This is a genomic window from Streptomyces celluloflavus (genome assembly GCA_000720995.1).
GTDB lineage: Bacteria > Actinomycetota > Actinomycetes > Streptomycetales > Streptomycetaceae > Streptomyces > Streptomyces celluloflavus.
The window spans coordinates 204,907-229,405 of record JOEL01000012.1; the positions used below are offsets into that span (position 1 = coordinate 204,907).

At 71.3% G+C, this 24,499-nt stretch carries 25 protein-coding genes; 7 read left to right on the plus strand and 18 right to left on the minus strand.

What is annotated here, in order from left to right; all coding sequences use genetic code 11:
• Positions 1–44: 44 nt before the first annotated feature.
• A complete protein-coding gene (locus IH09_RS13455; protein WP_052856429.1) occupies positions 45–1,094 on the plus strand; it encodes an LLM class flavin-dependent oxidoreductase in 1,050 nt (349 codons plus the stop codon).
• 191 nt (positions 1,095–1,285) lie between these two features.
• Here IH09_RS13455 and IH09_RS13460 read toward each other — a convergent pair whose 3' ends face one another.
• The gene (locus IH09_RS13460) at positions 1,286–1,678 is read right to left on the minus strand and encodes an SCO5389 family protein (protein ID WP_052856430.1); all 393 of its coding nucleotides are present in this window, start codon (positions 1,676–1,678) and stop codon (positions 1,286–1,288) included.
• A gap of 215 nt (positions 1,679–1,893) precedes the next feature.
• On the opposite strand from IH09_RS13460, the gene nucS reads away from it, so the two are divergent.
• Positions 1,894–2,556 carry an endonuclease NucS gene (gene nucS / locus IH09_RS13465; RefSeq protein WP_052856431.1) on the plus strand — a complete coding sequence of 221 codons (663 nt, stop codon included), beginning with the start codon at positions 1,894–1,896 and terminating at the stop codon, positions 2,554–2,556.
• Between the two features lie 132 nt (positions 2,557–2,688).
• Here nucS and IH09_RS13470 read toward each other — a convergent pair whose 3' ends face one another.
• The 4 genes from IH09_RS13470 to IH09_RS13485 all read right to left on the minus strand — a co-directional run bounded on the left by IH09_RS13470 (position 2,689) and on the right by IH09_RS13485 (position 7,646).
• Positions 2,689–5,241, minus strand: coding sequence for an ATP-binding protein (locus IH09_RS13470; RefSeq protein WP_052856432.1), 2,553 nt, complete (start codon positions 5,239–5,241; stop codon positions 2,689–2,691).
• Between the two features lie 297 nt (positions 5,242–5,538).
• On the minus strand, positions 5,539–5,862 hold the full coding sequence (locus tag IH09_RS13475) for an STAS domain-containing protein (RefSeq protein WP_052856433.1): 324 nt from the start codon (positions 5,860–5,862) through the stop codon (positions 5,539–5,541).
• A 148-nt stretch (positions 5,863–6,010) separates the two neighbouring features.
• Entirely contained in the window at positions 6,011–6,859 is an 849-nt protein-coding gene (locus IH09_RS13480; protein ID WP_052856434.1) for a 3-hydroxyacyl-CoA dehydrogenase family protein, read from the minus strand.
• A 145-nt stretch (positions 6,860–7,004) separates the two neighbouring features.
• Positions 7,005–7,646: a TetR/AcrR family transcriptional regulator gene (locus IH09_RS13485; RefSeq protein ID WP_052856435.1), complete on the minus strand. Its 642-nt coding sequence runs from the start codon at positions 7,644–7,646 to the stop codon at positions 7,005–7,007.
• 80 nt (positions 7,647–7,726) lie between these two features.
• Here IH09_RS13485 and IH09_RS13490 point away from each other — a divergent pair, with 80 nt between their 5' ends.
• The 3 genes from IH09_RS13490 to IH09_RS13500 are packed head-to-tail and all read left to right on the plus strand — an operon-like array spanning position 7,727 to position 9,935.
• A complete protein-coding gene (locus IH09_RS13490) occupies positions 7,727–8,509 on the plus strand; it encodes an ABC transporter ATP-binding protein (protein WP_052856436.1) in 783 nt (260 codons plus the stop codon).
• Between the two features lie 48 nt (positions 8,510–8,557).
• A complete protein-coding gene (locus IH09_RS13495; RefSeq protein ID WP_052856437.1) occupies positions 8,558–9,352 on the plus strand; it encodes an ABC transporter permease in 795 nt (264 codons plus the stop codon).
• 10 nt (positions 9,353–9,362) lie between these two features.
• Positions 9,363–9,935: a cob(I)yrinic acid a,c-diamide adenosyltransferase gene (locus IH09_RS13500; protein ID WP_052856438.1), complete on the plus strand. Its 573-nt coding sequence runs from the start codon at positions 9,363–9,365 to the stop codon at positions 9,933–9,935.
• 37 nt (positions 9,936–9,972) lie between these two features.
• On the opposite strand, the gene IH09_RS13505 is transcribed toward IH09_RS13500, so the two are convergent.
• Positions 9,973–10,563 (minus strand): hypothetical protein, encoded by a 591-nt coding sequence (locus IH09_RS13505; protein ID WP_052856439.1) that lies wholly within the window; start codon positions 10,561–10,563, stop codon positions 9,973–9,975.
• 163 nt (positions 10,564–10,726) lie between these two features.
• Between IH09_RS13505 and IH09_RS13510 the strand changes: the two genes are divergently transcribed.
• Together IH09_RS13510 and IH09_RS13515 are read left to right on the plus strand one after the other, a co-directional pair.
• Positions 10,727–11,950 carry a sensor histidine kinase gene (locus tag IH09_RS13510; RefSeq protein ID WP_052856554.1) on the plus strand — a complete coding sequence of 408 codons (1,224 nt, stop codon included), beginning with the start codon at positions 10,727–10,729 and terminating at the stop codon, positions 11,948–11,950.
• Positions 11,947–12,636, plus strand: a complete 690-nt coding sequence (locus IH09_RS13515; RefSeq protein ID WP_052856440.1) for a response regulator — start codon at positions 11,947–11,949, stop codon at positions 12,634–12,636. Before IH09_RS13510 ends, IH09_RS13515 begins: the two co-directional genes overlap by 4 nt.
• A 106-nt stretch (positions 12,637–12,742) precedes the next feature.
• Here IH09_RS13515 and IH09_RS13520 read toward each other — a convergent pair whose 3' ends face one another.
• The 12 genes from IH09_RS13520 to IH09_RS13575 form a co-directional block, all read right to left on the minus strand.
• On the minus strand, positions 12,743–13,192 hold the full coding sequence (locus tag IH09_RS13520) for a DUF2550 domain-containing protein (RefSeq protein WP_052856441.1): 450 nt from the start codon (positions 13,190–13,192) through the stop codon (positions 12,743–12,745).
• 146 nt (positions 13,193–13,338) lie between these two features.
• On the minus strand, positions 13,339–13,722 hold the full coding sequence (locus tag IH09_RS13525; protein WP_052856442.1) for a F0F1 ATP synthase subunit epsilon: 384 nt from the start codon (positions 13,720–13,722) through the stop codon (positions 13,339–13,341).
• A gap of 109 nt (positions 13,723–13,831) precedes the next feature.
• Positions 13,832–15,286: a F0F1 ATP synthase subunit beta gene (gene atpD, locus IH09_RS13530; RefSeq protein WP_052856443.1), complete on the minus strand. Its 1,455-nt coding sequence runs from the start codon at positions 15,284–15,286 to the stop codon at positions 13,832–13,834.
• 5 nt (positions 15,287–15,291) lie between these two features.
• Positions 15,292–16,209: a F0F1 ATP synthase subunit gamma gene (locus IH09_RS13535; RefSeq protein WP_052856444.1), complete on the minus strand. Its 918-nt coding sequence runs from the start codon at positions 16,207–16,209 to the stop codon at positions 15,292–15,294.
• Between the two features lie 20 nt (positions 16,210–16,229).
• Positions 16,230–17,822 (minus strand): F0F1 ATP synthase subunit alpha, encoded by a 1,593-nt coding sequence (gene atpA, locus IH09_RS13540; protein WP_052856445.1) that lies wholly within the window; start codon positions 17,820–17,822, stop codon positions 16,230–16,232.
• Between the two features lie 216 nt (positions 17,823–18,038).
• Positions 18,039–18,854 (minus strand): F0F1 ATP synthase subunit delta, encoded by an 816-nt coding sequence (locus IH09_RS13545; RefSeq protein ID WP_052856446.1) that lies wholly within the window; start codon positions 18,852–18,854, stop codon positions 18,039–18,041.
• Complete coding sequence (locus tag IH09_RS13550; protein ID WP_052856447.1) at positions 18,851–19,417, minus strand: F0F1 ATP synthase subunit B; 567 nt, start codon at positions 19,415–19,417, stop codon at positions 18,851–18,853. The genes IH09_RS13545 and IH09_RS13550 overlap by 4 nt, the downstream gene beginning before the upstream one ends.
• Before the next feature lie 41 nt (positions 19,418–19,458).
• Entirely contained in the window at positions 19,459–19,710 is a 252-nt protein-coding gene (gene atpE, locus IH09_RS13555; protein ID WP_052856448.1) for an ATP synthase F0 subunit C, read from the minus strand.
• 76 nt (positions 19,711–19,786) lie between these two features.
• Entirely contained in the window at positions 19,787–20,581 is a 795-nt protein-coding gene (gene atpB / locus IH09_RS13560; RefSeq protein ID WP_052856449.1) for a F0F1 ATP synthase subunit A, read from the minus strand.
• A gap of 279 nt (positions 20,582–20,860) precedes the next feature.
• Complete coding sequence (locus tag IH09_RS13565) at positions 20,861–21,298, minus strand: hypothetical protein (protein WP_052856450.1); 438 nt, start codon at positions 21,296–21,298, stop codon at positions 20,861–20,863.
• Positions 21,299–21,587: 289 nt separating this feature from the next.
• Positions 21,588–22,943 carry an MraY family glycosyltransferase gene (locus IH09_RS13570; RefSeq protein ID WP_172450544.1) on the minus strand — a complete coding sequence of 452 codons (1,356 nt, stop codon included), beginning with the start codon at positions 22,941–22,943 and terminating at the stop codon, positions 21,588–21,590.
• 129 nt (positions 22,944–23,072) lie between these two features.
• Positions 23,073–24,464, minus strand: coding sequence for a serine hydroxymethyltransferase (locus IH09_RS13575; RefSeq protein ID WP_052856451.1), 1,392 nt, complete (start codon positions 24,462–24,464; stop codon positions 23,073–23,075).
• Positions 24,465–24,499: the final 35 nt, after the last annotated feature.

Genomic DNA, 24,499 nt, shown 5'->3' on the forward strand with positions numbered 1-24,499 from the left:
CCGTGTGGGGGAAGCCGCGTCGGCTGCGAGGGAGGCAGAGAACGATGCGCGTTGGGGCTTTCATCCTGGCCGCTCAATTTCCGGGCCAGGGACAGGGCGAGACGCTGCACCGCGCGGTGCGCTCCGCGGAGGTCGCGGAGGAGGCCGGGCTCGACGATGTCTGGCTGGCGGAACACCATTTCGTACCGTACGGCGTCTGCCCGTCCGCGGTGACGCTGGCCGCGCTGCTGCTGGGGCGGACCCGCCGGATCGGGGTCGGGACGGCGGTCAGTGTGCTGCCGACCCAGCATCCGGTGGCCCTCGGTGAGCAGGCGGCGCTGCTGCATCTCACCTCCGAAGGCCGGTTCACGCTCGGCGTCGGCCGGGGCGGGCCGTGGGTGGATCTGGAGGTCTTCGGCGCCGGGCTCGCCGCGTACGACCACGGTTTCCCGGAGGCCCTGGATCTGCTGCTGCGCTGGCTGCGGGAGCCCCGGGTGGGCGCCGCGGGCGAGCGCTACGCGTTCCGGGAGGTGGCGGTCGTGCCCCGGCCGGTCGAGTCGCTCGCCGATCCGGACGGCCCGTCGGCCGGTCCCCCGGGCCCTCCGGTGGTGGTCGCGTGTACCTCGCCCGCGTCGGTCCGGCTGGCCGCCGCGCGCGGGCTGCCGATGCTGGTGGGGATGCACTGCGGGGACGAGGAGAAGGCGGAGATGGTCGCGCTGTGGCGGTCGGCCGCCCTGGAAGCCGGCCGGGACGGCGACGAAGTGGCCGCGGCCGCGCATGTGTCGGCGGGGGTGGTGCAGATCGCCGATGCCCGCCGGGACGCGACGGAGTCGCTGACGAAGGCGATGCCCGGCTGGCTGCGGCAGGGGCTCGGCGCGCATGTGACCGTCGACGGCCGCTACCGCTCGATGCGCGATCCGCTGGCCTATACGGAGCTGCTGTGCGCGCTGCATCCCGTCGGCCCGCCACGGCTGTGCGCGGACCGGCTGGCGGCCTCGGCGGAGCGTACGGGCATCACGAGGTACGCGCTGCTCGTCGAGGGCTCCGGCGATCTCGCCGCCACCGAGGAGAACGTCCGCCGCCTGGGCGCGGAGGTCCTGCCGCAGCTGGGGTGAGCCCGCCGCCTCCGGCGGAGCGGCCCGCGGCAGCGCCCCGGCGCGCCCCGTGGCGAGGCTGCCGGTGGCCGTGCGGTGGTGGTGCGAGGGCTCCGTGCTCCGGTGGGTCGGGTAGCTGTCCGGTGGTGCTGCCGCTGGCGCACCGGCACCGAAGGTGCCCGCTTCCCTGTGCGCAGCGGCAGCAACTCCGGTCAGCAGTCGCGCAGTTCGGGCGACTGGTTCAGCAGCTGGCCCCGTACGGAGGTGAATCGGGCCAGGCGGTCGTCCACCGACGGGTCGAGCGGGAAGACGGCGACCCGGTGGCAGTTCTGGAAGGCGAGACGCACGCCGAAGTGGCGCTCCAGCGACCCGCGGATGGCGTTACTCGCCAACGCGCGCAGCAACTGGCCGCGGGCGAACTCGCTCGGCGGGGGCGTCTGGTTGTCGGCGAATTCTCCACCGTCCTCCTTCAGCCGGGCCGCCAGAGAGCTGATCATCTCCCATGCGTAGGGCAGGGAGGTCCGGACGCAGTCGACGAAATCCGCTTCGTCGACCTCGCCTCGCTCGGCCTGTTCGAGGAGGGCCGGTGAGACGTCGAGCGACATGGGGTTCTCCTCTCGCGGCCCCGCCGGGACGGGGCCTCAGGGATGGGACAGGGGATATCGCGACGGAGCGTGTTCGCTTCACGACCCCCCGCTGCAACGGTATGCCGCGCCAGTGGCCCGCACCAGGAGAATGCACAGACAACCGGCCATCGTCGAACAGGTCGATCCAGGGGCGAATCGCGTCGGCGGCCTCCGGTCGAGTAGCGTGGCGCACCATGCGTCTCGTCATCGCCCGCTGCTCCGTGGACTACGCGGGCCGGCTCACAGCCCATCTCCCCTCGGCCCCCCGCCTCATCCTGGTGAAAGCGGACGGCTCCGTCTCCATTCACGCGGACGACCGGGCCTACAAACCGCTCAACTGGATGTCCCCGCCCTGCTCGCTCAAGGAGGGGGACGGCGATGTGTGGACGGTGGAGAACAAGGGCGGCGAGAAGCTCATCATCACCCTGGAGGAGATCATCCACGACTCCTCCCACGAGCTCGGCGTCGATCCGGGCCTCATCAAGGACGGCGTGGAGGCCCATCTCCAGGAGCTGCTCGCCGACCGGATCGAAACCCTCGGCGAGGGCTATTCGCTGATTCGGCGTGAATACCCCACCGCCATCGGCCCGGTGGACATCCTGTGCCGGGACGCGGACGGCCAGACCGTCGCCGTGGAGATCAAGCGGCGCGGTGAGATCGACGGTGTCGAGCAGCTCACCCGTTATCTCGAACTCCTCAACCGCGACCCGCACCTGGCCCCGGTCAAGGGCATCTTCGCGGCCCAGGAGATCAAGCCGCAGGCGCGGGTGCTGGCGACCGACCGCGGGATGAGCTGCGTCGTGCTGGACTACAACGCGCTGCGCGGCATCGAGGACGACAAGCTCCGCCTGTTCTGACCCCGCCCGGCCCGCTCCGGGAGCACGACGGCCCGGTACGCGGCCGGCCCGCCCGTTCGGCGGCCGGCCCCGTACCGGGCCGTTGCGCTGTCTCCGGCGTCCCCGGACCCCCGTACGGGCCCGGGGCGCGCGTCAGCCGGCGGGGGTGCCGTCGGCGCCGTGACCGGACGCGGACGGGCCGCCGGAGGTGGCCGGTGAGCCGGAGCCGGACGCGCCGCCCATCGGGCCGACGGCCGTGTGCGACGGGTTCTCGGACGTCGGCTTGTCCGTCGGATCGTCGCTGGGCGTCGGGGTGGTGGGGTCGTCCGTCGGCTTGTCCGTCGTCGGGCTCGGATCGCTCGGCTTGCCGCTCGGCTTGTGCGAGGGGGGCTTGTCCGTACCGGTGCTCGGCGAACCGGCCGACGAGGTCGGGCCGGTCGTCGGGTCCGTGGGCCGGTCACCGGGGTCGGTCGGCGTGCTGGTGGCGTCGGGGCTGCCGGTGCTCGGGGACGGGCTGTGCTCGCCCTCCGGGGTCCCGGACGGGTCCGCGCCGGTGCCGGAGGGCGACCGGTCCTGCCCCGTGGCGGGCTGGTCGGGCGACCCGTCCTGGCCGTCGCCGTCCGGCGCCGTGCTCTGCTCCGAGGTGACCTGGCCGCTGTCGGTGTCACCGCCGCCGGAGGTGGCGCCGAGCGTGACGACGGTGCCGAGCACGGCCGCCAGCAGCACTCCGGCGCCGGCGGCCACCAGGTTGCGCCGCGCCCCGCCGAAGATCCCCCGCTTGCCGGCCGGACGGGCCGCGGCCCCCTTGCCGGCGCCCTTGCCCGCGGCGGCGCCGGACGCGTTCGCGCTGACCACGGCGCCGTGGGCGACGGCCGTCGGCACGGTCTGCTCGACGACCGGCACCAGCGTCGTGGGCACGTCGTCGGGCGACGGGGCGGCCGCCCCGGGCCGCGCCCCCGCCGCGGTGGGGGTGGCCGCGAGTTGCGGCATACCGACCGTCCGGGCGAACCGCGTACGGTCCGCGACCAGCGCGAGCGCGCGCCGGCCGGCGACCGCGCCGTCCCGGTCGGAGAGCACTCCGCGCAGCCCGATGGACGCCTCCAGCTCGGCGCGCGCCCGGTCGAGACTGCCGGTGCACAGTGCCAGTACGCCCAGCTCGTGGTGGAAATACGCCTCTTGGGCGACCTCGCCGGCCAGCCGCGCGGCCTCCTGGCCGTGCCGCAGGCTGCGCTCCCAGGCGCTCCAGTGCAGCGCCGCGGCGAACGCGGGCGCCGCCGTCCGGGCGAGCAGTACCGCCGCGCTGGTGTGGCCGCTCTCCCGGCTGCCGGTCAGCACCGCCATCGCGGCCAGCACCGCGTCGGATTCGGCGGCGACCTGCTCGGGGGTGACCGAGGGGTGTCCGGCCCACCAGGCGTAGTGCTGGGCGGCGGTGTGCGCCCGTCCGGCCGCGCCCGCCGCGTAACCGGCCGCGGTCAGCTGCTCCTGGACGGCCGCGGCGAGCCGGTGGTGGGTACCGGCCTGGGTGATCAGACCGCAGCCCAGCAGTTCGCCGAGGGCGGCCTCCGCGAGCGGGTCCTGGGTGAGCGCCGGCAGCTGCGCCGCGCTCGGCAGCTCACCGCCCAGCGCGACCGCGAAGCGGAGCGTCTCCCGGGCGGCGGCGCCGAGCCCGGCGGCGAGGCGCGGGGCGGCCTCGTCCGGAGCCGGGAGCGAGGTGGCGGCGTCCGCTGCGGTCTCCCCAGCCTCCTCAGCCTCGTCGGACGCGTCGTCCCGCGGCCGGTCGGGGAAGAGGCCGTAGCCGTCGTCGAGGGCACCGGGGCCCGCCAGCAGGTCCTCGCGCTGCCGCAGCAGGGCCGCGGCCTGGACGAAGCGCAGGGGCAGCCCCTCGGACGCGTACCAGAGGTCGGCCGCCCAGGCCGCCTCGTCGTCGGTGAGCGGCCGGTCGACGGCGTGCTCCAGCATCCGCACGCAGCCGCCGAGGCCGATACCGCCGAGGGTGACCTCTTCGAGGTGCGCGTCGGGGCCCGGGGCCGCGATGTCCGGGGTGGCGGCGAGGAGGAAGGCGCATTCGGGGGTCGCGTCGAGCAGTTCGTCGAGCGCGTCACCGCCGAACTCCAGGTCGTCCAGGACGACGATCGCGCCGATACCGGAGAGCAGCCGCAGCAGTTCCGGGCGCTCGGGGCGGTACTGGGTGGCCTCGTGCACCGCCGCGAACAGCGTGTACAGCACGTCGGTGGCGGTGCGGTGGTAGCCGGAGAGCCGGACGACGCCGTCCGGGGCGAGGTCGGCGCAGGCATCGGCCACGGCATCCAGCAGCCGGGTGCGGCCCGAGCCCGCGGGTCCGGTGACGCGTACGGACCGGCCGCGGGAGAGCAGCCCCACCAGGTGTTCGATGTCCTCGGCGCGCTCTTCGAGGTCGAGTGCGTGGCCGGCGAATCCGGGCGCTTCCGGGGGCACCGGCGCCGCCGTCGCGCGCTCCGACGGGCCGAGCCTGCCGGGGGCGGCCGGGTGCTCGCCGGGCGGGCAGGGTTCGATCTCGCTGCCGTCGACGGGGTTGACGGTGACGAGGTAGCTGCCCGAGACGAGCTGGACGACCCGGGCGAGCCCGCCGGTGCCGGTCTGCGGGTCGCCCGACGCGGACGCCGGCGGCTCGGCAGGGTGGCCCTGCTCGCCGTTCTCGTCAGGTCCCCGGTGCGTGTTCGGGTCCATGCTGAATGCCCCCAGATGTGGCGTGCCGACTGCGCTTCCGGCCGTCCGCACTCTCCGGCCGGCCGGAAGAGTCCTCGGCCGGCGCGTCTGGTCCGGTGCCCGCCGCGGCTGATGGCACACGGCCGGGAATCGAACCATAGACCGGGGGAACGCCCCGGTGCACCGCCGGGGTCCCTTCCTGACCGGAACGCCCCGGTGTGGTGGGAATCGTTCGGTTTCGCGGCTTTCGTCACGCCATGGTACGGGCTCCGCCACCGACGCCGGCCGCCCGGGACCGCGCGGCCGGGGGCCTGGGGCTCACCCGCGCGGCAGCGACTCCGCCGCGATACCGCCCTCGATCGCGAGAATGCGGTGCAGCCGGGTGGCCACCAGGAGGCGCTGCATCTGGGCCGGCACCCCGCGCAGCACGAGCCGGCGGTTGGCCCGGCCCGCGCGGCGGTGCACTCCCATGATCACGCCGAGCCCGGTGGCATCCCAGGAGTCCAGCTCGGTCAGGTCCAGCACGAGATCGCCGTGACCGGAGTCGACGGCGGTGTGCAGGACCGTACGGGCGTCCGCCGCGGTGCGGACGTCGAGGCGGCCCTCGACGACCAGCTCGGCGTGGTCGCCCCTGATATGCATATGCGCTCCCCGTGGTCATGGGTCTTCGTGCGTGAGGTCTACCGAACTGACTGCCTCTCATACGGCGAAGTTGCCGCCTGTAAGCGAACCGATACCGAAGTCACCCCGGACGGGTGACACCGTCGGACCACCGGGCCCTGACGTGGCATCAGTGCGTGTAGAAGCCCTGCCCGCTCTTGCGGCCGAGGTCGCCCGCGTCGACCATCCGCCGCATGAGCTCCGGCGGTGCGAACTTCTCGTCCTGGGACTCGGTGTAGATGTTGTCGGCGGCGTGCAGCAGGATGTCGACACCGGTCAGATCGGCGGTGGCCAGCGGTCCCATCGCGTGGCCGAACCCCAGCTTGCAGGCGATGTCGATGTCCTCGGCGCTGGCCACGCCGGATTCGTAGAGCTTCGCGGCCTCGACGACCAGCGCCGAGATCAGCCGGGTGGTCACGAACCCGGCGACGTCGCGGTTGACGACGACGCAGGTCTTGCCGACGGACTCGGCGAACTCCCGGGCGGTGGCGAGGGTTTCGTCGCTGGTCTTGTAGCCGCGTACCAGCTCGCAGAGCTGCATCATCGGCACCGGCGAGAAGAAGTGCGTGCCCACGACCCGCTCGGGGCGGGAGGTGGCCGCCGCGATCTTGGTGATCGGGATGGCGGAGGTGTTGGAGGCCAGCACCGCGTCGTCCTTGGCGAGCTTGTCCAGCGCCCGGAAGATCTCGCGCTTGACCTCGATCTTCTCGAAGACGGCCTCGACGACGAGGTCCGCGTCGGCGGCCGCGTCCAGGTCGGTCGTGGTGGTGATGCGGGCCAGCGCCTGCCCGGCGGCGTCCGCCGTCAGCTTGCCCTTGGCGACGAACTTCGCGTACGAGGCTTCGATGCCGCCCTTGCCGCGGGCGAGCGCCTCGTCCGTCACATCCCGCAGGACGACGTCCCAGCCCGCCTGGGCGGAGACCTGCGCGATACCCGACCCCATGAGTCCGGCCCCGATGACGGCGAGCTTCTTTGCCACTGCTGTCCCCTCACGCCCTGTGTACTTAACGGCTCTCAAGGTGACGTTAGCGGGCGCGGGCGGTCCTTTGGCGGGTAAGAGATGCGCGTCACGTCTCAGATGACGGACATCACACCGCGGGGCGCGGGCGCGGGCCGGGAGGCCGTCAGGCGGGCGGCCGTACGGCGTAGTTGAGGACCTTCTCGCCCAGCAGGTCTTCCATTTCGTCGAGCAGGACGAGCGCCTCGCGGGAGACCTCGGCCGGGGCGCGGCCCGCGGTCATCTCGCGGCCGATGGCGTCGGCGAGGGCCGTGTGCACCCAGTTGAGCTGGCCGGCCACCAGCGTCGGCAGCGGATCGTCGGCCGCCGCACCGGTCTCCTCGCGCAGCGTCGTCGCGAGGTGGACGAGCTGCTCCTGCTGGAGGTGCCAGAGGCGGGACTTGAGGGCGTCCGCACCGTGCACGACGCGCAGAAAGCGGTCGTACCCCGCCATCAGGCCGACGGTGGGCGAGACGGCCTCCACCTCGCCGCGCAGCTCGCGCAGGATCGCGTCCGCGGCCGACTCGCCCTTGTCGCGGCCGCGGACGTACCGCGAGAGCCGCTCCACCAGGGCGGCGCTCCGGTCGAGGAAGAGGTCCTCCTTGGCCGGGAAGTAGTTGTAGACGGTGTTGACGGCGACCTCCGCGGCCTCGGCGACCTCGGCCACCGTCACCGCGTCGAAACCGCGCTCCAGGAACAGCCCGGTGGCCACGTCCGAGATCAGCTGCCTGGTCCGGCGCTTCTTCCGCTCCCTGAGCCCTTCTGTCATGCCGTCATCGTAAACGTAGCTGCCTCCGCATCAAACTTGGAGGCATTGCAAAATTGTGGAGCCTCTGTTTTTCTGGGGCCATGGCAGTCATCACCACGACCGGGCTGGCCCGGACGTTCACCTCCGCCCGCGGCCCCGTCGAGGCCGTACGCGGCATCGATCTCACCGTCCGGCGCGGCGAGATCCTCGGCTTCCTCGGCCCCAACGGCGCGGGCAAGACCACCACCCTGCGGATGCTCACCACCCTTCTCACGCCGACCGGCGGCAGCGCGACGGTCGCCGGCTGCGACCTCGTCACGGACCCCGCGGGCGTACGGCGCGGCAGCGGCTACGTCGCCCAGTCCGGCGGGGTGGACCCGAGCGTCTCGGTCCGCGAGGAGCTGATCACCCAGGGGCGGCTGTACCGCCTGACCAAGGCCGCGGCGGCGGACCGCGCCGCGGAGCTGGCGCACGACCTCGGCCTCACCGACCTGCTGGAGCACCGGACCGCGGCGCTCTCCGGCGGCCAGCGGCGGCGGCTGGACCTCGCGCTGGGGCTCACCCACCGCCCCGAGGTGCTGTTCCTGGACGAGCCGACCACCGGCCTCGACCCCGGCAGCCGGGCCGCCCTGTGGGAGCTGGTCCGCCGCATCCGCGCCGAGCACGGCACCACCGTCTTCCTGACCACCCACTACCTCGACGAGGCGGACGCGCTCGCCGACCGGCTGGTCATCGTCGACCAGGGCGTGGTGGTCGCCGAGGGCACCCCGGACGCGCTCAAGCGGGCGCACGCGGGGTCCGCCGACGCGTCGCTCCAGGACGCCTTCCTCGCGATCACCGGGCGCGGTACCGCACCGCAGGACGAGGCACCGCTCGCCGTCTGAACCCGCCGTCCGCCCACCCCGGAACCCCTCCCCCGGCCAGGAGCCCCGATGTCCCCTTCCCGCCCCGTTCCCCTCTCCTCCGCGCTCTCCGGCTTTCTCTCCGACACCGCCCTGATCTTCGGGCGCTACGCACGGCAGACGCTGCGCTCCCGGCTCCAGATGCTCTTCGGTCTGCTGATGCCCCTGCTGTATCTGCTCTTCTTCGGCCCACTGCTGACCGGTCTGCGCCTGGGCCCGTCCGGCACCAGCTCCTGGCAGTCGCTCGTCCCCGGTCTGCTGCTCCAGCTCGGCCTGTTCGGGGCCGCGTTCTGCGGTTTCGGCATCCTCATCGAGAAGCAGTACGGGGTGGTGGAGCGGATGCGGGTGACGCCCGTGAGCCGGCCGGCGCTGCTGCTGGGGCGGGTGCTGCGGGACACCGCGGTGCTCGTCCTCCAGTCCGGGCTGCTGGTGGCGGCCGCGGTGGCGATGGGGCTGCGCGCGCCGCTGCCCGGCATCCTCATCGGCTTCGTGTTCGTCGCCGTGCTGACCGTCGCGTTGGCCTCGCTCTCCTACGCGCTGGCGCTGAAGGTCAGCACCCCGCAGGAGTTCGCCCCGGTCGTCAACGCCGTCACCCTGCCGTCGATGCTGCTGTCCGGGCTGCTGCTGCCGATGGCGCTGGGGCCCGTGTGGCTCGACGCGCTCTCGCATGTCATGCCGTTGCGCTATCTGGTCGACGCGGTCCGGGCCGCGTTCGCCGGTGACTACACCGCCCCCGCGATGCTCCACGGCGTCCTGGCCGCGCTCGCCCTGGCCGCCGTCTCCGTCGTCCTGTGCGGCCGGGCCTTCCGGAAGACCGCGGCGTAGGCTCGTCCCCATGGTGAATCTGACGCGCATCTACACCCGCACCGGCGACACGGGCACCACCACCCTCGGCGACATGAGCCGTACCGCCAAGACCGATTCGCGGATCTCGGCCTATGCGGACGCCAACGAGGCCAACGCGGCCATCGGCGTGGCGCTCGCCCTCGGTTCGCTGCCGCAGGACGTCGCCGCGGTGCTGCTGCGCGTGCAGAACGACCTCTTCGACGTCGGCGCCGACCTGTCCACGCCGGTGGCGGAGAACCCGAAGTTCCCGCCGCTGCGCGTCGAACAGAGCTATATCGACAAGCTGGAGGCCGACTGCGACCACTACCTGGCGGACCTGGAGAAGCTGCGCAGCTTCATCCTCCCGGGCGGCACCGCGGGCGCCGCGCTGCTGCACCAGGCGTGCACGGTCGTACGGCGCGCGGAGCGCTCGACCTGGGCGGCCTTCGAGGAGCACGGCGAGACGATGAACCCCCTGGCCGCCACCTACCTCAACCGCCTCTCGGACCTGCTGTTCATCCTCGCCCGCGCCGCCAACAAGGAGGCCGGGGACATCCTGTGGGTGCCGGGCGGGGAGCGCTAAGAGGCACCGGCACACCGCAGGAGACCCCGGTCCCCGTCTACTCCAGGTTCTTCGCCCGCGCCCCGGACGGTGCCACCGCGTCCGGGGCGCCGTCGCGCGGGTCCTTCTTCTGCCACAGGAGGTACGAGAGGGCGATGACCCCGTGGATGGCGACGATCCGCAGAGCGGTCCCCTGCCAGCCGCGCAGCGATGTGGTGTCGCCGCCGTCGCCGACGTACCAGACCGCGATCTGGAGCAGCCCGGCGGCGACGGCCGCCATCAGCACCGTGCGCAGCCACAGCCGCGCCTCGTGCCCGGCGCGGGCCATGCCGTAGCGCGGGGGCTTGACCGGCGGCGGGCCGCCCGCGAAGCGGTGCGCGAAGTGCCCGTCGACCCACTTGATCGTGTAGTGGCCGTAGGCGACCGTGTAGCCGATGTAGACGGCGGCCAGGCCGTGCTTCCAGTCCGCCGTCGCGCCGTTCCGCAGATCGATCGCGGTGACGATCAGCAGGGTCAGTTCCAGGAGCGGCTCCAGGAGCAGCACCGCCGCGCCGGTGCGCGGCAGCCGCGCCAGGTACCGCAGGGCCAGGCCGACGCCCAGCAGGACCCAGAAGCCGACCTCGCAGGCGATGATGAGCGTGACAACCACGGCGTCTCCTCTTCGAATGGACACCTCAAGTCTCCCGGCGGCGCCCGGTTCCTTCGTCGTCGTACGCGGTGATCCGGGCCTGCATCTTTCGATGTATCCCGGCCCGGCGGGAACGGCCCCGGGCGCGGACGCGGCGGGCCGCCGCGGCGTGTTGGATGGGGGAATGAGCCGCCGATCCCCCGCCGCCCGCCGCCGGCCGCACCGCGTCGATGTGGCCGCCGCGGGCAGCGGGCTGCTCTTCGGGCTGCTGCTCTGGGCGCTGGGCCTGAACGGCGGCCCGCCGCTCTTCGGACTGCCGTCCGCGCTCACCCTGGTCGCGCTCACCGCGATCTCCGGTGCCGAGCTGATGCGCCGGACCGCCCCGCGGACCGCGCTGGCCATCGGGGTCCCCGCGTTCGCCCTCGACACCTGTGCCGGCACCCTGATCGCCACGGTCCTGATGTTCACGGACCTGGTCTACGCGGCGGTGCTCTACGGCGGCCCGGCCACGGCCCGCCGCGTCGCCACGCTCAGCGTGCTGGTGACCGTGGGGGCCACGGTCGTGCTCGCCGCGATCTGGCGCCACCCGCAGGTCCTGCTGGTCAGCGTCGCCCTCGCCCTGATCACCATCGCCCCCGCCTGGACCGGCCTGATCATCCGCGACCACCGCGACGCCGCCCGGACCGCCCGGCTGCGCGCCGAGCAGACGGCGCTGCTGGCCGAGATGGACCGGACCCAGGCGGTGACGGGCGAGCGGACGCGGATGGCCCGCGAACTGCACGACATGGTGGCCAACCACCTCTCCGCCATCGCGATCCACGCCACCGCCGCGCAGACCATCGACGACCCGGCGGCAACCCGCGAGGCCCTCGGGGTGATCCGCGAGAACAGTGTGCAGGGCCTGGCCGAAATGCGCCGCCTCATCGGACTGCTGCGGGACCCCACGGTGCGCAACGGCGGTACGGAGCCGGCCGCGACACCCACCCTCGACGGTCTCGACGCGCTGATCGCCCAGGCCGGTACGAACGGTGCGAGCAGCGGCCTGACCTTCGTACTGGACGACGCCCGGCACCCCGCCGGCGAAGGCCCTGGGGCCCGGCCGGCCGCACCGGTCGAACTGGCCGCGTACCGCATCGTCCAGGAGTCGCTGACCAACGCCCTCAAGCACGCCGCGCCCGGTGAGGTCCGGGTGCGGATCGCACAGCGGCCCGACGGGGCGCTCACCGTCGTCGTCAGCAGCCCATTCGCGGACCGGCCGGGGCCCCGCGCGCCCGGCTCCGGCGCCGGCCTGGTCGGCATGCGCGAGCGGATCGCCCTGCTGGGCGGCACATTCGACGCCGGGCCGGACGGCACGGTGTGGCTGGTGCGGGCAGCGCTGCCCGGCGCCGAGAAGGAGGTACGACGATGACCGGTACCGACACCCGGCCGATCCGGGTCCTGGTCGCCGAGGACCAGTCCGCCGTACGGGCCGGGCTGGTGCTCATCCTGCGCTCCGCCCCCGACATCGAGGTGGTCGGCGAGGCCGTGGACGGCGAGGAAGCGGTCCGGCTCGCCCGTGAACTGCGCCCCGCCCTGGTCCTGATGGACATCCAGATGCCCCGGCTCGACGGGGTCTCGGCCACCCGGCAGGTCGTCGCCGAGGGGCTCGCGGATGTGCTGGTGCTGACCACCTTCGACCTGGACGAGTACGTCTTCGGGGCGCTGCGCGCGGGCGCGGTGGGCTTTCTGCTCAAGGACAGCGACGCGGCCACGCTGCTGACCGCGGTGCGCACCGTGGCGTCCGGCGAGGGGATGATCGCGCCCGCCGTGACCCGCCGGCTGATCGCGGAGTTCGCCGGCCCGCGGGCGCCCTACCGGTCCGCCGGGGACCGCGAGATCCCCGACCCGGCCGTCCTGGACCTGCTCACCCCGCGGGAGCGGGAGGTACTGGGCGCCCTGGGCCGCGGGCTGTCGAACGCCGATATCGCGGTGCGGCTGGTGATGGCGGAGGCCACCGTCAAAACCCATGTCAGCCGGCTGCTGGCCAAACTGGAACTGCGCAGCCGGGTGCAGGCGGCCGTCCTGGCACAGGAGTTGGGCGTGGAAGCGCCCTAGCGGCGGGGGCCGCGCGCGGCCCGTGCCACGCCCGGCGTATCAGCTCGGTGTCACCACGCCTCGCTCCTCCCCCGGACTTCCCGCCGGGGGATCGAGCGCCCCTCGCTCACGCCACGTTGACCCGTTGCCCGGGGGGCGCCGCCTCCAGCCAGGCCAGGAAGCCGGTGAGGGCGTCCTCGCTCATCGCCAGCTCCAGCCGCGTACCGCCGTGCCGGCAGGCGAGCACGAGGGAGTCGGAGAGCAGCGCCAGCTCCTCCTCGCCCTGGGGGGTACGGCGCTGGAGGACCTCGATGGCCGACCGCTCCAGGAGCCGGCGGGGCCGGGGCGCGTAGGAGAAGACCCGGAACCATTCGACCCGGTCGCCGTTGTAGCGCGCCACACCGTAGATCCAGCCCTTGCCGCTGGGGTCCGTCTCGTGCTCCGGTACGTCCCAGCGCAGGCTGCAGTCGAACGTGCCGCCGGACCGCTGGATGAGCCGCCGCCGCAGTCCGAAGACGAACAGCCCCAGCAGCACCAGCACCACGACCGCGCCGCTCACAAGCAGAGCGAGGACCATCTCGACCGACCTCCTCGCCTCGGTGGGGGTACCCCCGGGCGGAGTCCGGAGGCAGGGAAACGCACCTGCATTGCCTCAGCCGCGAGCCGCCCCGAAGAATTCCGGGGCAGCCCGCGGCTGAGGATCGATCTCGTCGGTGACGGGGTTCAGTGAACGCCCGTCACCGCACGCAGCCGGACATCGGCGCGGCGCTCGGCGGCCGCGTCGGCCGCCGACTTCGCTCGCTCCAGGGCCCGCTCCGCGCGCTGGACATCGATCTCGTCCGACAGTTCGGCGATCTCCGCGAGCAGAGACAGCTTGTTGTCGGCGAACGAGATGAAGCCGCCGTGCACGGCGGCGACGACGGTGCCGTCCCCGCTCTCGCCGGTCGTACGAATCGTCACCGGGCCCGATTGCAGCACGCCGAGCAGCGGCTGATGTCCGGGCATGACGCCGATGTCGCCCGACGAGGTGCGCGCGACGACCAGGCTGGCCTCGCCGGACCAGACCTGACGGTCCGCGGCGACCAACTCGACGTGCAGCTCAGCCACGATGGCTCCTCGGGTCTCCACCTGCCTGGCTCGGCAGATGTTGGGTCAAATACTAGTGGTCGTACGGACCGGGGGCGGCCAGGGCCGCCCCCGGGACCGGGAGCACGGGTCAGGAGACGCCGAGCTTCTTTGCGTTGGCCTCGAGGTCCTCGATGCCACCGCACATGAAGAACGCCTGCTCGGGGAAGTGGTCGTACTCGCCGTCCGCGATCGCGTTGAACGCGGTGATGGACTCGTCGAGCGAGACGTCCGAGCCGTCGACACCGGTGAACTGCTTCGCCACGTGGGTGTTCTGCGACAGGAACCGCTCGATACGACGGGCGCGGTAGACGGTGAGCTTGTCTTCCTCGCCGAGCTCGTCGATACCCAGAATCGAGATGATGTCCTGGAGATCCTTGTACTTCTGGAGGATCGTCTTGACCCGCGAGGCGCAGTCGTAGTGATCCTGCGCGATGTAGCGCGGGTCCAGGATCCGGGACGTCGAGTCCAGCGGGTCGACCGCCGGGTAGATGCCCTTCTCCGAGATCGGACGGGACAGCACGGTCGTCGCGTCCAGGTGGGCGAAGGTGGTGGCCGGCGCCGGGTCGGTCAGGTCGTCCGCGGGGACGTAGATCGCCTGCATCGAGGTGATCGAGTGACCACGGGTCGAGGTGATGCGCTCCTGGAGGAGGCCCATCTCGTCCGCCAGGTTCGGCTGGTAACCCACCGCGGACGGCATACGGCCGAGCAGCGTGGAGACCTCGGAACCCGCCTGGGTGTAGCGGAAGATGTTGTCGATGAAGAACAACACGTCCTGCTTCTGCACATCGCGGAAGTACTCCGCCATGGTCAGACCGGCGAGCGCGACGCGCAGCCGGGTGCCCGGGGGCTCGTCCATCTGACCGAAGACCAGGGCGGTCTTGTCGATGACGCCGGACTCGCTCATCTCCTCGATGAGGTCGTTGCCCTCACGAGTGCGCTCGCCGACACCGGCGAACACCGACACACCGTCGTGGTTGTTGGCCACGCGGTAGATCATTTCCTGGATGAGGACGGTCTTGCCGACGCCCGCGCCGCCGAACAGACCGATCTTGCCGCCCTTGACGTACGGGGTCAGCAGGTCGATGACCTTGACGCCGGTCTCGAACATCTCGGTCTTCGACTCGAGCTGGTCGAAGCTCGGGGCCTTGCGGTGGATCGGCCAGCGCTCGGTCACCTTCACCGTGGCGGGGTCCACGTTCAGGATCTCGCCGAGGGTGTTGAAAACCTTGCCCTTGGTGACATCGCCGACCGGGACGGTGATCCCGGTGCCGGTGTCGGTCACCGGCGCCCGGCGGATCAGGCCGTCGGTGGGCTGCATCGAGATGGCGCGGACCAGGCCGTCACCCAGGTGCTGGGCGACCTCCAGGGTCAGCGTCTTGAGCTTGCCCTGCTCGGCGGGGTCGGCGACCTCGACGTGCAGCGCGTTGTAGATGTCCGGCATCGCGTCGACGGGGAACTCCACGTCGACAACCGGGCCGATGACGCGCGCGACGCGGCCGTTGGCCACGCCCGACGCAGCGGTCGGCTCAACTGTGGTGGTCATAGTTGTCAGTCACTCCCCGCGGTCGCGTCGGCCAGGGCGCTGGCGCCACCGACGATCTCGCTGATTTCCTGGGTGATTTCGGCCTGTCGGGCCGCGTTGGCAAGCCGCGAGAGCGACTTGATGAGCTCTTCTGCGTTGTCGGTCGCCGACTTCATCGCACGCCGCGTGGCCGCGTGCTTGGAGGCGGCTGCCTGCAGCAGTGCGTTGTAGATCCGCGACTCGACGTACCGCGGCAGCAGCGCGTCGAGGACGTCCTCCGCCGACGGCTCGAAGTCGAACAGCGGCAGGATCTCGCCCTGGGCCGTCTCCTCCGTCTCGGCCGTCGCCTTGAGGCTGAGCGGCAGCAGCCGGTCGTCGACCGGCGACTGCGTCATCATCGACACGAACTCGGTGAAGACGATGTGGAGCTCGTCCACGCCGCCCTCGGCCGTGTCCTTGAGGACGGCCTCGATCAGCGGCCCGGCCACGGCCTTGGCGTCCGCGTAGGTCGGGCTGTCGGTGAAGCCGGTCCACGAATCCGCGACCGTGCGCTCGCGGAAGGCGTAGTAGGACACACCCTTGCGGCCGACGATGAAGGTGTCGACCTCCTTGCCCTCGGCCTTGAGCCGCTCGGTGAGCCGCTCGGCAGCCTTGATGGCGTTCGAGGAGTAGCCGCCGGCCAGACCGCGGTCGCTCGTGATGAGCAGCACCGCGGCGCGGGCCGGCTTGTCCACCTCGGTGGTCAGGGCGTGCTGGGTGTTCGAACCGGTGGCAACCGCTGTCACCGCGCGGGTCAGTTCACTCGCGTACGGCGTCGATGCCGCCACCTGGCGCTGTGCCTTGACAATGCGCGAGGCGGCGATCATCTCCATCGCCTTGGTGATCTTCTTGGTCGCGGTGACGGAGCGGATGCGACGCTTGTAGACCCGGAGCTTGGCTCCCATGGATCAGGTCCCTTCCGTCGTCACTTGGTGGTGCTGACCGGAGCGTCCTCACCGAGCAGCTTGCCGTCCGAGGTCTCGAACTGCTGCTTGAAGGCGGCGACGTTGTCGGTGAGCGCCTGGATGGTGTCGTCGGACATCTTGGCGCCCTCGGCAATGCTGGTCAGCAGCTCCTTCTTCTCCCGGTTCAGGTAGTCCAGGAGCTCCCGCTCGAAGCGGCGGATGTCCTCGACCGGGACGTCGTCCATCTTGCCGGTGGTGCCGGCCCAGATGGAGACGACCTGCTCCTCGACGGGCATCGGGGAGTACTGGCTCTGCTTGAGCAGCTCGGTCATGCGCTGACCGCGGCCCAGCTGCGCCTTGGAGGCCGCGTCCAGGTCGGAACCGAAGGCGGCGAACGCCTCCAGCTCACGGAACTGGGCGAGGTCCACGCGCAGTCGTCCGGAGACCTGCCGCATCGCCTTGTGCTGGGCGGAGCCACCGACGCGGGAGACCGAGATACCGACGTTCAGCGCGGGGCGCTGGTTCGCGTTGAACAGGTCGGACTCGAGGAAGCACTGGCCGTCGGTGATGGAGATGACGTTGGTCGGGATGAACGCCGACACGTCGTTCGCCTTGGTCTCGACGATCGGGAGGCCCGTCATCGAACCGGCGCCCAGCTCGTCGGAGAGCTTCGCGCAGCGCTCCAGCAGACGCGAGTGCAGGTAGAAGACGTCACCCGGGTACGCCTCACGGCCCGGCGGGCGGCGCAGCAGCAGGGACACGGCGCGGTAGGCGTCGGCCTGCTTCGAGAGGTCATCGAAGATGATCAGGACGTGCTTGCCCTGGTACATCCAGTGCTGGCCGATGGCCGAGCCGGTGTAGGGCGCCAGGTACTTGAAGCCCGCCGGGTCGGACGCCGGGGCGGCGACGATGGTGGTGTACTCCAGGGCGCCGGCCTCCTCCAGCGCGCCGCGCACGGACGCGATGGTGGAGCCCTTCTGGCCGATGGCGACGTAGATGCAGCGGACCTGCTTCTTCGGGTCGCCCGAGCGCCAGTTGTCGCGCTGGTTGATGATCGTGTCGACGGCCAGGGCGGTCTTGCCGGTCTGGCGGTCACCAATGATCAGCTGACGCTGGCCGCGGCCGATCGGCACCATCGAGTCGACGGCCTTGTAGCCGGTCTGCATCGGCTCGTGCACCGACTTGCGGACCATGACGCCCGGAGCCTGAAGCTCCAGGGCGCGGCGGCCCTCGGACTCGATCTCGCCGAGGCCGTCGATCGGGTTGCCCAGCGGGTCGACGACGCGGCCGAGGTAGCCCTCGCCCACGGCGACCGAGAGCACCTCACCGGTGCGCTGCACCGGCTGGCCCTGCTCGATACCGCTGAACTCGCCGAGGACAACCGCACCGATCTCGCGCTCGTCCAGGTTCAGCGCGAGACCGAGCGTGCCGTCCTCGAACTTCAGCAGTTCGTTCGCCATCGCCGAGGGAAGACCCTCGACGTGCGCGATGCCGTCACCTGCATCGCTGACCGTGCCGACCTCCTCGCGCGAGGCCGCGTCCGGCTTGTACGCCTGGACGAAGTTCTCCAGCGCGTCCCGGATCTCCTCCGGCCGGATCGTGAGCTCCGCCATCTGGGTTCCCTGCTCTCCTTGTTGGGCCCGAAGTTACTTGCGGGGGTCTGGGGGGCCGTCCCCCCAGGGGGTTTCCGCCTACGGCCCAACTCGGGCCGCCGTCATGCTTGTGCTGTGTCCCCGGGGCCGGTCCCGGACCGCAGCCGGACCTCTCGGTCCGGCCGGCTGGTCCGGCTCCTGGCCGCCGGCTGTGCAGCTCTTGAGTTGGTGGCTGGGTCAGCCGGCCATCCGCCGGGTCGCCTCTTCGAGGCGGTCCGCGACGGTTCCGTTGATGACCTCGTCGCCGATCCGTACCTGGACGCCGCCGAGGACCTCGGGGTCCACGTCGAGGTTCAGGTGGACCTGCCGTCCGTACATCCTGGCCAGCGAGGCGCCGAGACGCTCCCGCTGCCCTTCGTCGAGGGGCACCGCGGTGGTGACCACCGCGACCATCCGGCCCCGGCGGTCCGCGGCCAGCTTGGAGAGGGCGTCGAGCCCCGCTTCCAGGCTACGGCCCCGCGGCTGTCCGACGAGACGGACCACGAGCCGCTCGGTGACCGGGTTGGCCCGGCCGCCCAGCAGCGTGTGCAGCAGCGCGGTCTTGGCCGAGTCCGTGGCGTTGTGGTCCGTCAGCGCGCTGCGCAGCTCGCCCGCCGAGGTCACGATCCGGCCGAACCGGAACAGCTCGTCCTCGACGTCGTCGAGCTGGCCGACGCGCTGCGCCGCGATCAGGTCGGCGCTGTACGCCAGCTCCTCGATCGCGTCCGAGAGGTCACGCGAGCGCGACCAGCGGGACCGGACCATGCCGCTGACCAGGTCGGCGGCCGGGCCACCGACCTGGCTGCCGAGCAGCCGTCCGGCCAGCTCGGCCCGCGCCTCGCCGGTCTGCGCCGGGTCGGTGAGGACCCGACGCAGCGATACCTCGCGGTCGAGCAGAGCGGTGACGGCAGCCAGCTCCTCGGCGAGCTTCGCCGCGTCGACGGAGGTGTTGTCCGTCAGCGCGTCGAGCTGCTCGCGTGCGGAGGCGAGTGCCTCGCGGCTCGCTCCGTTCATCGGCCGGCCTCAGCCTTCGTCGCGTCCGGCGCCGCCTTGGACTCGAGCTCGTCGAGGAAGCGGTCGATGGTCCGGCTCTGCCGGGCGTGGTCCTCGAGGGACTCGCCGACGAGCTTGCCGGCCAGGTCGGTGGCGAGCTTGCCCACGTCCTGACGCAGCGACTGCGCGGCCTGCTTGCGGTCCGCCTCGATCTGGGCGTGACCGGCAGCGATGATCTCCTCACGCTGCCGCTGGCCCTCGGCACGCATCTCGGCGATGAGGGTCGCGCCCTGCTCCTGCGCCTCCTGGCGCAGCCGCGCGGCCTCGTGACGCGCGTCGGCGAGCTGGGCCCGGTAGTCCTCAAGCACCTGCTGAGCTTCGGCCTGGGCGGCCTCAGCCTTCTCCATGCCGCCCTCGATCGCCGCGCGGCGCTCGTCCAGAACCTTGTTGATGTTCGGGAGGAGCTTCTTGGCGAGGAAGCCGAAGACGATGAAGAAGGCGATAAGACCGATGACCAGCTCTGGAATCGGCGGGATCAGGGGGTTCTCAGGAACCTCCACCGCCATGTTCACCAGGGCGTTCACATCAGTGCCTTCCGTCTGAATGGATAGTCGATGCGCTTCGTTTACTGGTAAACGAAGCCCATGACGATGCCGATCAGGGCGAGCGCCTCACAGAAGGCGAAACCCATGATCTGGTTGGTGCGGATCAGGCCGGCCGCTTCGGGCTGACGCGCGAGGGCCTGGGTGCCGTTACCGAAGATGATGCCGACGCCGACGCCAGGGCCGATCGCCGCGAGGCCGTAGCCGATCGCGCTGGCGCTGCCGGAGAAAGTGTCCTTGGCGGCGAGGTTGACCATTTCGAGAGCAGCGGACATGCCGTTACTTCCTTCTCTGTTCACGGACCGGTGGGGGTTGGCCACCGGACGTCTGTTGGGACGGGGGAGCCGGGGCTCAGTGGTTCTCGGCCAGCGCGCCCTGGACGTAGTTGCAGGCCAGGAGGACGAACACATACGCCTGGACGGCCTGGATGAAGAGCTCGAACGCGGTCATCACGAGAGTCATCACGAACGAGGCACCCGCGTAGATGATGCCGACGCCGTTCAGCAGGTACCAGCTGGCGATGGTGAACATCAGGATCAGCATGTGGCCCGCGAACATGTTCGCGAAGAGCCGTACCGCGTGCGTGAAGGGCCGGATGATCAGGTGCTGTGCGAGTTCGAGCACCATGATCAGCGGGAGGATCCAGCCGAGCGACTTGTCGTAGCCGGTGATGTTCTTCAGGCCGCCGACGAATCCGTGCTTCCGGAAGGTCAGGGACAGCCAGAGGACGTAGACCACCAGGGCGAGGCCCAGCGGGAACGCGATGACCGAGGTCACCGGGAACTGGGCGACCGGAATGATCGACCAGATATTCATCAGCCAGACGAAGAAGAACAGCGAGACCATGAAGGGGACGTACTTGTCGCCCTCCTTCTTGCCCAGCGCGTCATACACGAGCCCGCGGCGCACGAAGTCGTAGCCGGCTTCGGCGATCATCTGCAGCTTGCCGGGGACGACCTTGGCCTTCCCGAACGCGGCCCAGAAGAACCACACCACGACGATCGTGCTGAGGAAGGCCAGCAGCATCGGCTTGTTGAACTCGAAGCCACCGACCGTGAAGAGGGGTTCGAAAACGAACGAATGAAGACCCGGGGCCTCGAAGCCACATCCGGAGAAGATGTGGCAGTCGGTCTCGAAGGCGAGCATCGTTTCAGCACTCACCGCGGGCTCCTTCAGCGTGGCGCATGGGTACGGCAACCTCGTTGTGTCGGCGCGGCGTTGAGCCACGGTGCGGCACTGGACTGGTGTTACGGAATGGGGGGCGGCGGTTCGGCGCTGGGCCGGGTCGGATCACAGGCATGGGTCGTGAGGACTGCCCGTTCCATCCCGTGGAACTCAGGAGCTCAGCCACCTGCACCAACTGTGCCGCAGTTGGCATCGGACGATAGCAGGCCCGCGTGCGGGCGTTTATCCCGGCCCTACCGGTCACGTCGGCGACCCCGCCGTCTCCGCCGCCTTCGCCTCTGCGGAGTCGGGGTCGACGTAGAGAATCTTTGCCTTCATGTGACCGTGGGTCTGGGCGGCGATCCACACCAGGGTGGCGCCGAGCAACGTGAACGCAAATGCCTTGGTATCAAAGAGCGTTGTGCCCTTGAACGCCAGCAGGAAGACGCCGACGAGCAGGATCTGCAGCGTGTAGAGCAGCAGCCCCATCATCTGGAACAGCTGCGGAAGGTTCTTCGCGGCGTACTGGAGGACGGCGAGTCCGGCACCCATCACGAGCAGCACCAATGCGGTGCCGACGACGGCGCCGAGCGCTCCCGCCCCGCCCGCGACCGCAGCGCTCACGGCAACGGCGATGACGCCGATGGCGAGCGTGGGCACAGCGGCGTGAAGGAGAAGTCGGGCGTCATTCGACTGCATGGCGGCGCTCCGGCAAAAGGTGGGGGTGATGTCGTCAAGGACGAGCGTAGCCCCGGCCTGAGGAAGAACCTGAGGCCAAAGGGCCGTCGCACTACGGTCCTTCGGCTCTACCGCCGGGTTTCGTGAACGGTATCACAAACTATTTGATGAGGTCTTTACCTGGTTCGTGTGCTGCCTGTCACACTTGAGCGTGAACCTGCGCGTTGGTGCAGTGACAGCACAACTTCTGTCTGGTATGGGGTCAACCGCCCAGGTTTATGACCCTCATCGGAGTGGTCGAACCCCTGCTTCAGTGGTGACTGTCCGCCCGCCGGTGGTCCGCGAAGCGTGACCGGTCGCCGATCGCGGTGGCCCCGTGGACCCCCACCGGAACCGGTTCCCGTTCCTCCGCCGGCTCGCCCGCGGCCGCACCGTCCGCCGCCGTCACCGCGTCGTCGATCACCGTCTCCGGCGCGGCCGGCGCGCGGACGACCCTGCGGTAGCGCGGCGGCACCATCCGCTCCGCCCAGCGCGGCGCCCGCGGCCTGAACCGCGGCAGCAGGAGCAGCACCAGGCCGACCGCGCTCAGCAGCGTGATGCTCAGCACGATCCACATGCTCGCGTTGTTCACCGAGTAGGCGACCGCGCCGAAGGCGATCAGCGCCGACCAGAAGTACATGATCAGGACAGCGCGGCTGTGAGAATGGCCGATCTCCAGCAGTCGGTGGTGGAGATGGCCGCGGTCGGCGGCGAACGGCGACTGGCCCTGCCACGTACGCCGCACGATCGCCAGGATGAGGTCGGCGACCGGCACCGCGATGATCGTCAGCGGCAGCAGCAGCGGGATGTAAACCGGCACCATCGCGTGGGTCGCCTCGCGCAGACCGCCCACCTTCGAGTTGAGCAGGTCCGGGTCGACCTGGCCGGTCACCGAGACCGCCCCGGCCGCCAGCACCAGACCGATCAGCATCGATCCGGAATCGCCCATGAAGATCCGCGCCGGGTGCATGTTGTGCGGCAGGAAGCCCACGCACATGCCCATCAGAACGACCGAGAACAGCGTTGCGGGCGCGGCCGCCTCGATGCCGTAGCCGAACCACATCCGGTACGCGTACATGAAGAACGCCGCGGCGGCGATGCAGACCATGCCGGAGGCCAGCCCGTCCAGGCCGTCGACGAAATTGACGGCGTTGATCGTGATCACGACCAGGGCGACGGTCAGCAGGGTGCCCTGCATCGGGGTCAGCGAGACGGTGCCGACACCGGGGATCGGGATCCACAGGATCGTCAGGCCCTGGAGGACCATCACGCCCGCGGCGATCATCTGGCCGCCGAGCTTGACCAGCGCGTCCACGCCCCACTTGTCGTCCAGGACCCCCAGCAGCCAGATCAGCGCGGCACCGGAGAGCAGCGCCCGTGGCTCGTTGGATTCGAAGACGCTCTTGAGGTTCGTCAGATGCGAGGCGACCAGCAGTCCCGCGCACAGCCCGCCGAACATCGCGATGCCGCCGAGCCGTGGTGTCGGTTCGCGGTGCACATCACGCGCCCGGATCTCCGGCACCGCCCCGGCCGCGATCGCGAACTTCCGCACCGGCCCGGTCAGCAGGTAGGTCACCGCGGCCGTGACGCACAGCGTCAGCAGGTATTCACGCACGGGCTGCCCCATTGGTATAGCTGGCCATCACAGCCTCACACCCTATGCGGGTCGGCCCCCTCACCGTGAAACAGGGGAAGACGCGGCTCCTCCTCGAAGGGTTGCGGCCGGGCGGCGACACCCGGCCCTGACCGGGACGATTCAGTCGTGACCGGGATAAGGCGGGAACCGCCGGGCCAGCGCGACGGCTCCGGAACGGGCCGCCGGATCCTCGCGCAGCGCCGCCGCGATCAGCTCCGCGATCCGCGCCATCTCGGCCTCCCCCATCCCCTGGGTCGTCACCGCGGCGGTGCCCAGCCGGATGCCGGTGCTGCGGGCCGCGGGGTTCCTGGCGGCCTCGGCGCACGGCAGCGCGCAGGTGTCCAGCACGATCCCGGCGGCCGCCAGCCGGCCTCGGGCGGTCCGCGCGTCCACCCCGAGCGGGGCGGTGTCCGCGCTGATCAGATGGGTGTCGGTACCGCCGGTGGTGATCGTCAGCCCCTGGCCGGCCAGCGCCGCGGCGAGCGCGCGGGCGTTGGCGGTGACCTGGTGGGCGTACGCGCCGAAGGCGGGGGTGGCGGCCTCGCCGAAGGCGACGGCCTTGGCGGCGACGGAGTTCATCTGGGCGCCCGCCTGGGTGAACGGGAACACCGCCCGGTCGATCCGCTCGGCCAGCCGCGCACCGCACAGGATCAGCCCGCCGCGCGGCCCGCGCAGCACCTTGTGCGTGGTGGCGCACACCACATCGGCGTACGGGACGGGGCTGGGCGCCGCTCCCCCGGCGATCAGTCCCATCGGGTGCGCGACATCCGCGATCAGGTAGGCGCCGGTCTCGTCGGCGATATCGCGGAAGGCGGCGTAGTCGATGTGCCGGGGGTAGGAGATCGAACCGCAGACGATGGCCTTGGGGCGGTGCTCACGGGCCAGTGCGCGGATCGCGTCGTAATCGAGGAGTCCGGTCTCCTCGTCGACGCCGTAGCCGACGAAGTCGAACCAGCGGCCGGAGAAGTTGGCCGGGGAGCCGTGGGTGAGGTGTCCGCCGTGCGGGAGGGACATGGCCAGGACGGTGTCTCCCGGGCGCAGCAGGGCGGCGTAGGCGGCCAGCACGGCCGAGGACCCGGAGTGGGCCTGGACGTTGGCGTGTTCGGCGCGGAAAAGGGCCTTGGCGCGTTCGACGGCAATCCGTTCGGCGAGGTCCACGATCTCGCAGCCGCCGTGGTGCCGAGCGCCCGGATAGCCCTCGGCGTACTTGTTGGTCAGCGGGGAGCCGAGGGCGGCGAGCACGGCGGGCGAGGTGAAGTTCTCCGCGGCGATCAGCTGGAGGCCGTCGGCCTGGCGGGCGCACTCGGCGAGCAGTATCCCGGCGATCTCCGGGTCCTCGCTCAGCAGGGCGGCGAAGTCACCGACGCCGGCCGGCGCGGCGGCACCGGCGCGCGCGGACCGGCGCGCCCGCTCCGCGGCCTCCTCGGCGCCAACGGCCCCGGACGCTCGCTCGGCGGCCGGGACGCGGCCGGCCCGGGTCTCGCTGCGGGGTGACGTGGTGGTGGCAGGCATGGCGTGCTCCGGGCCTCGTACGGGGTCGTAGTCCC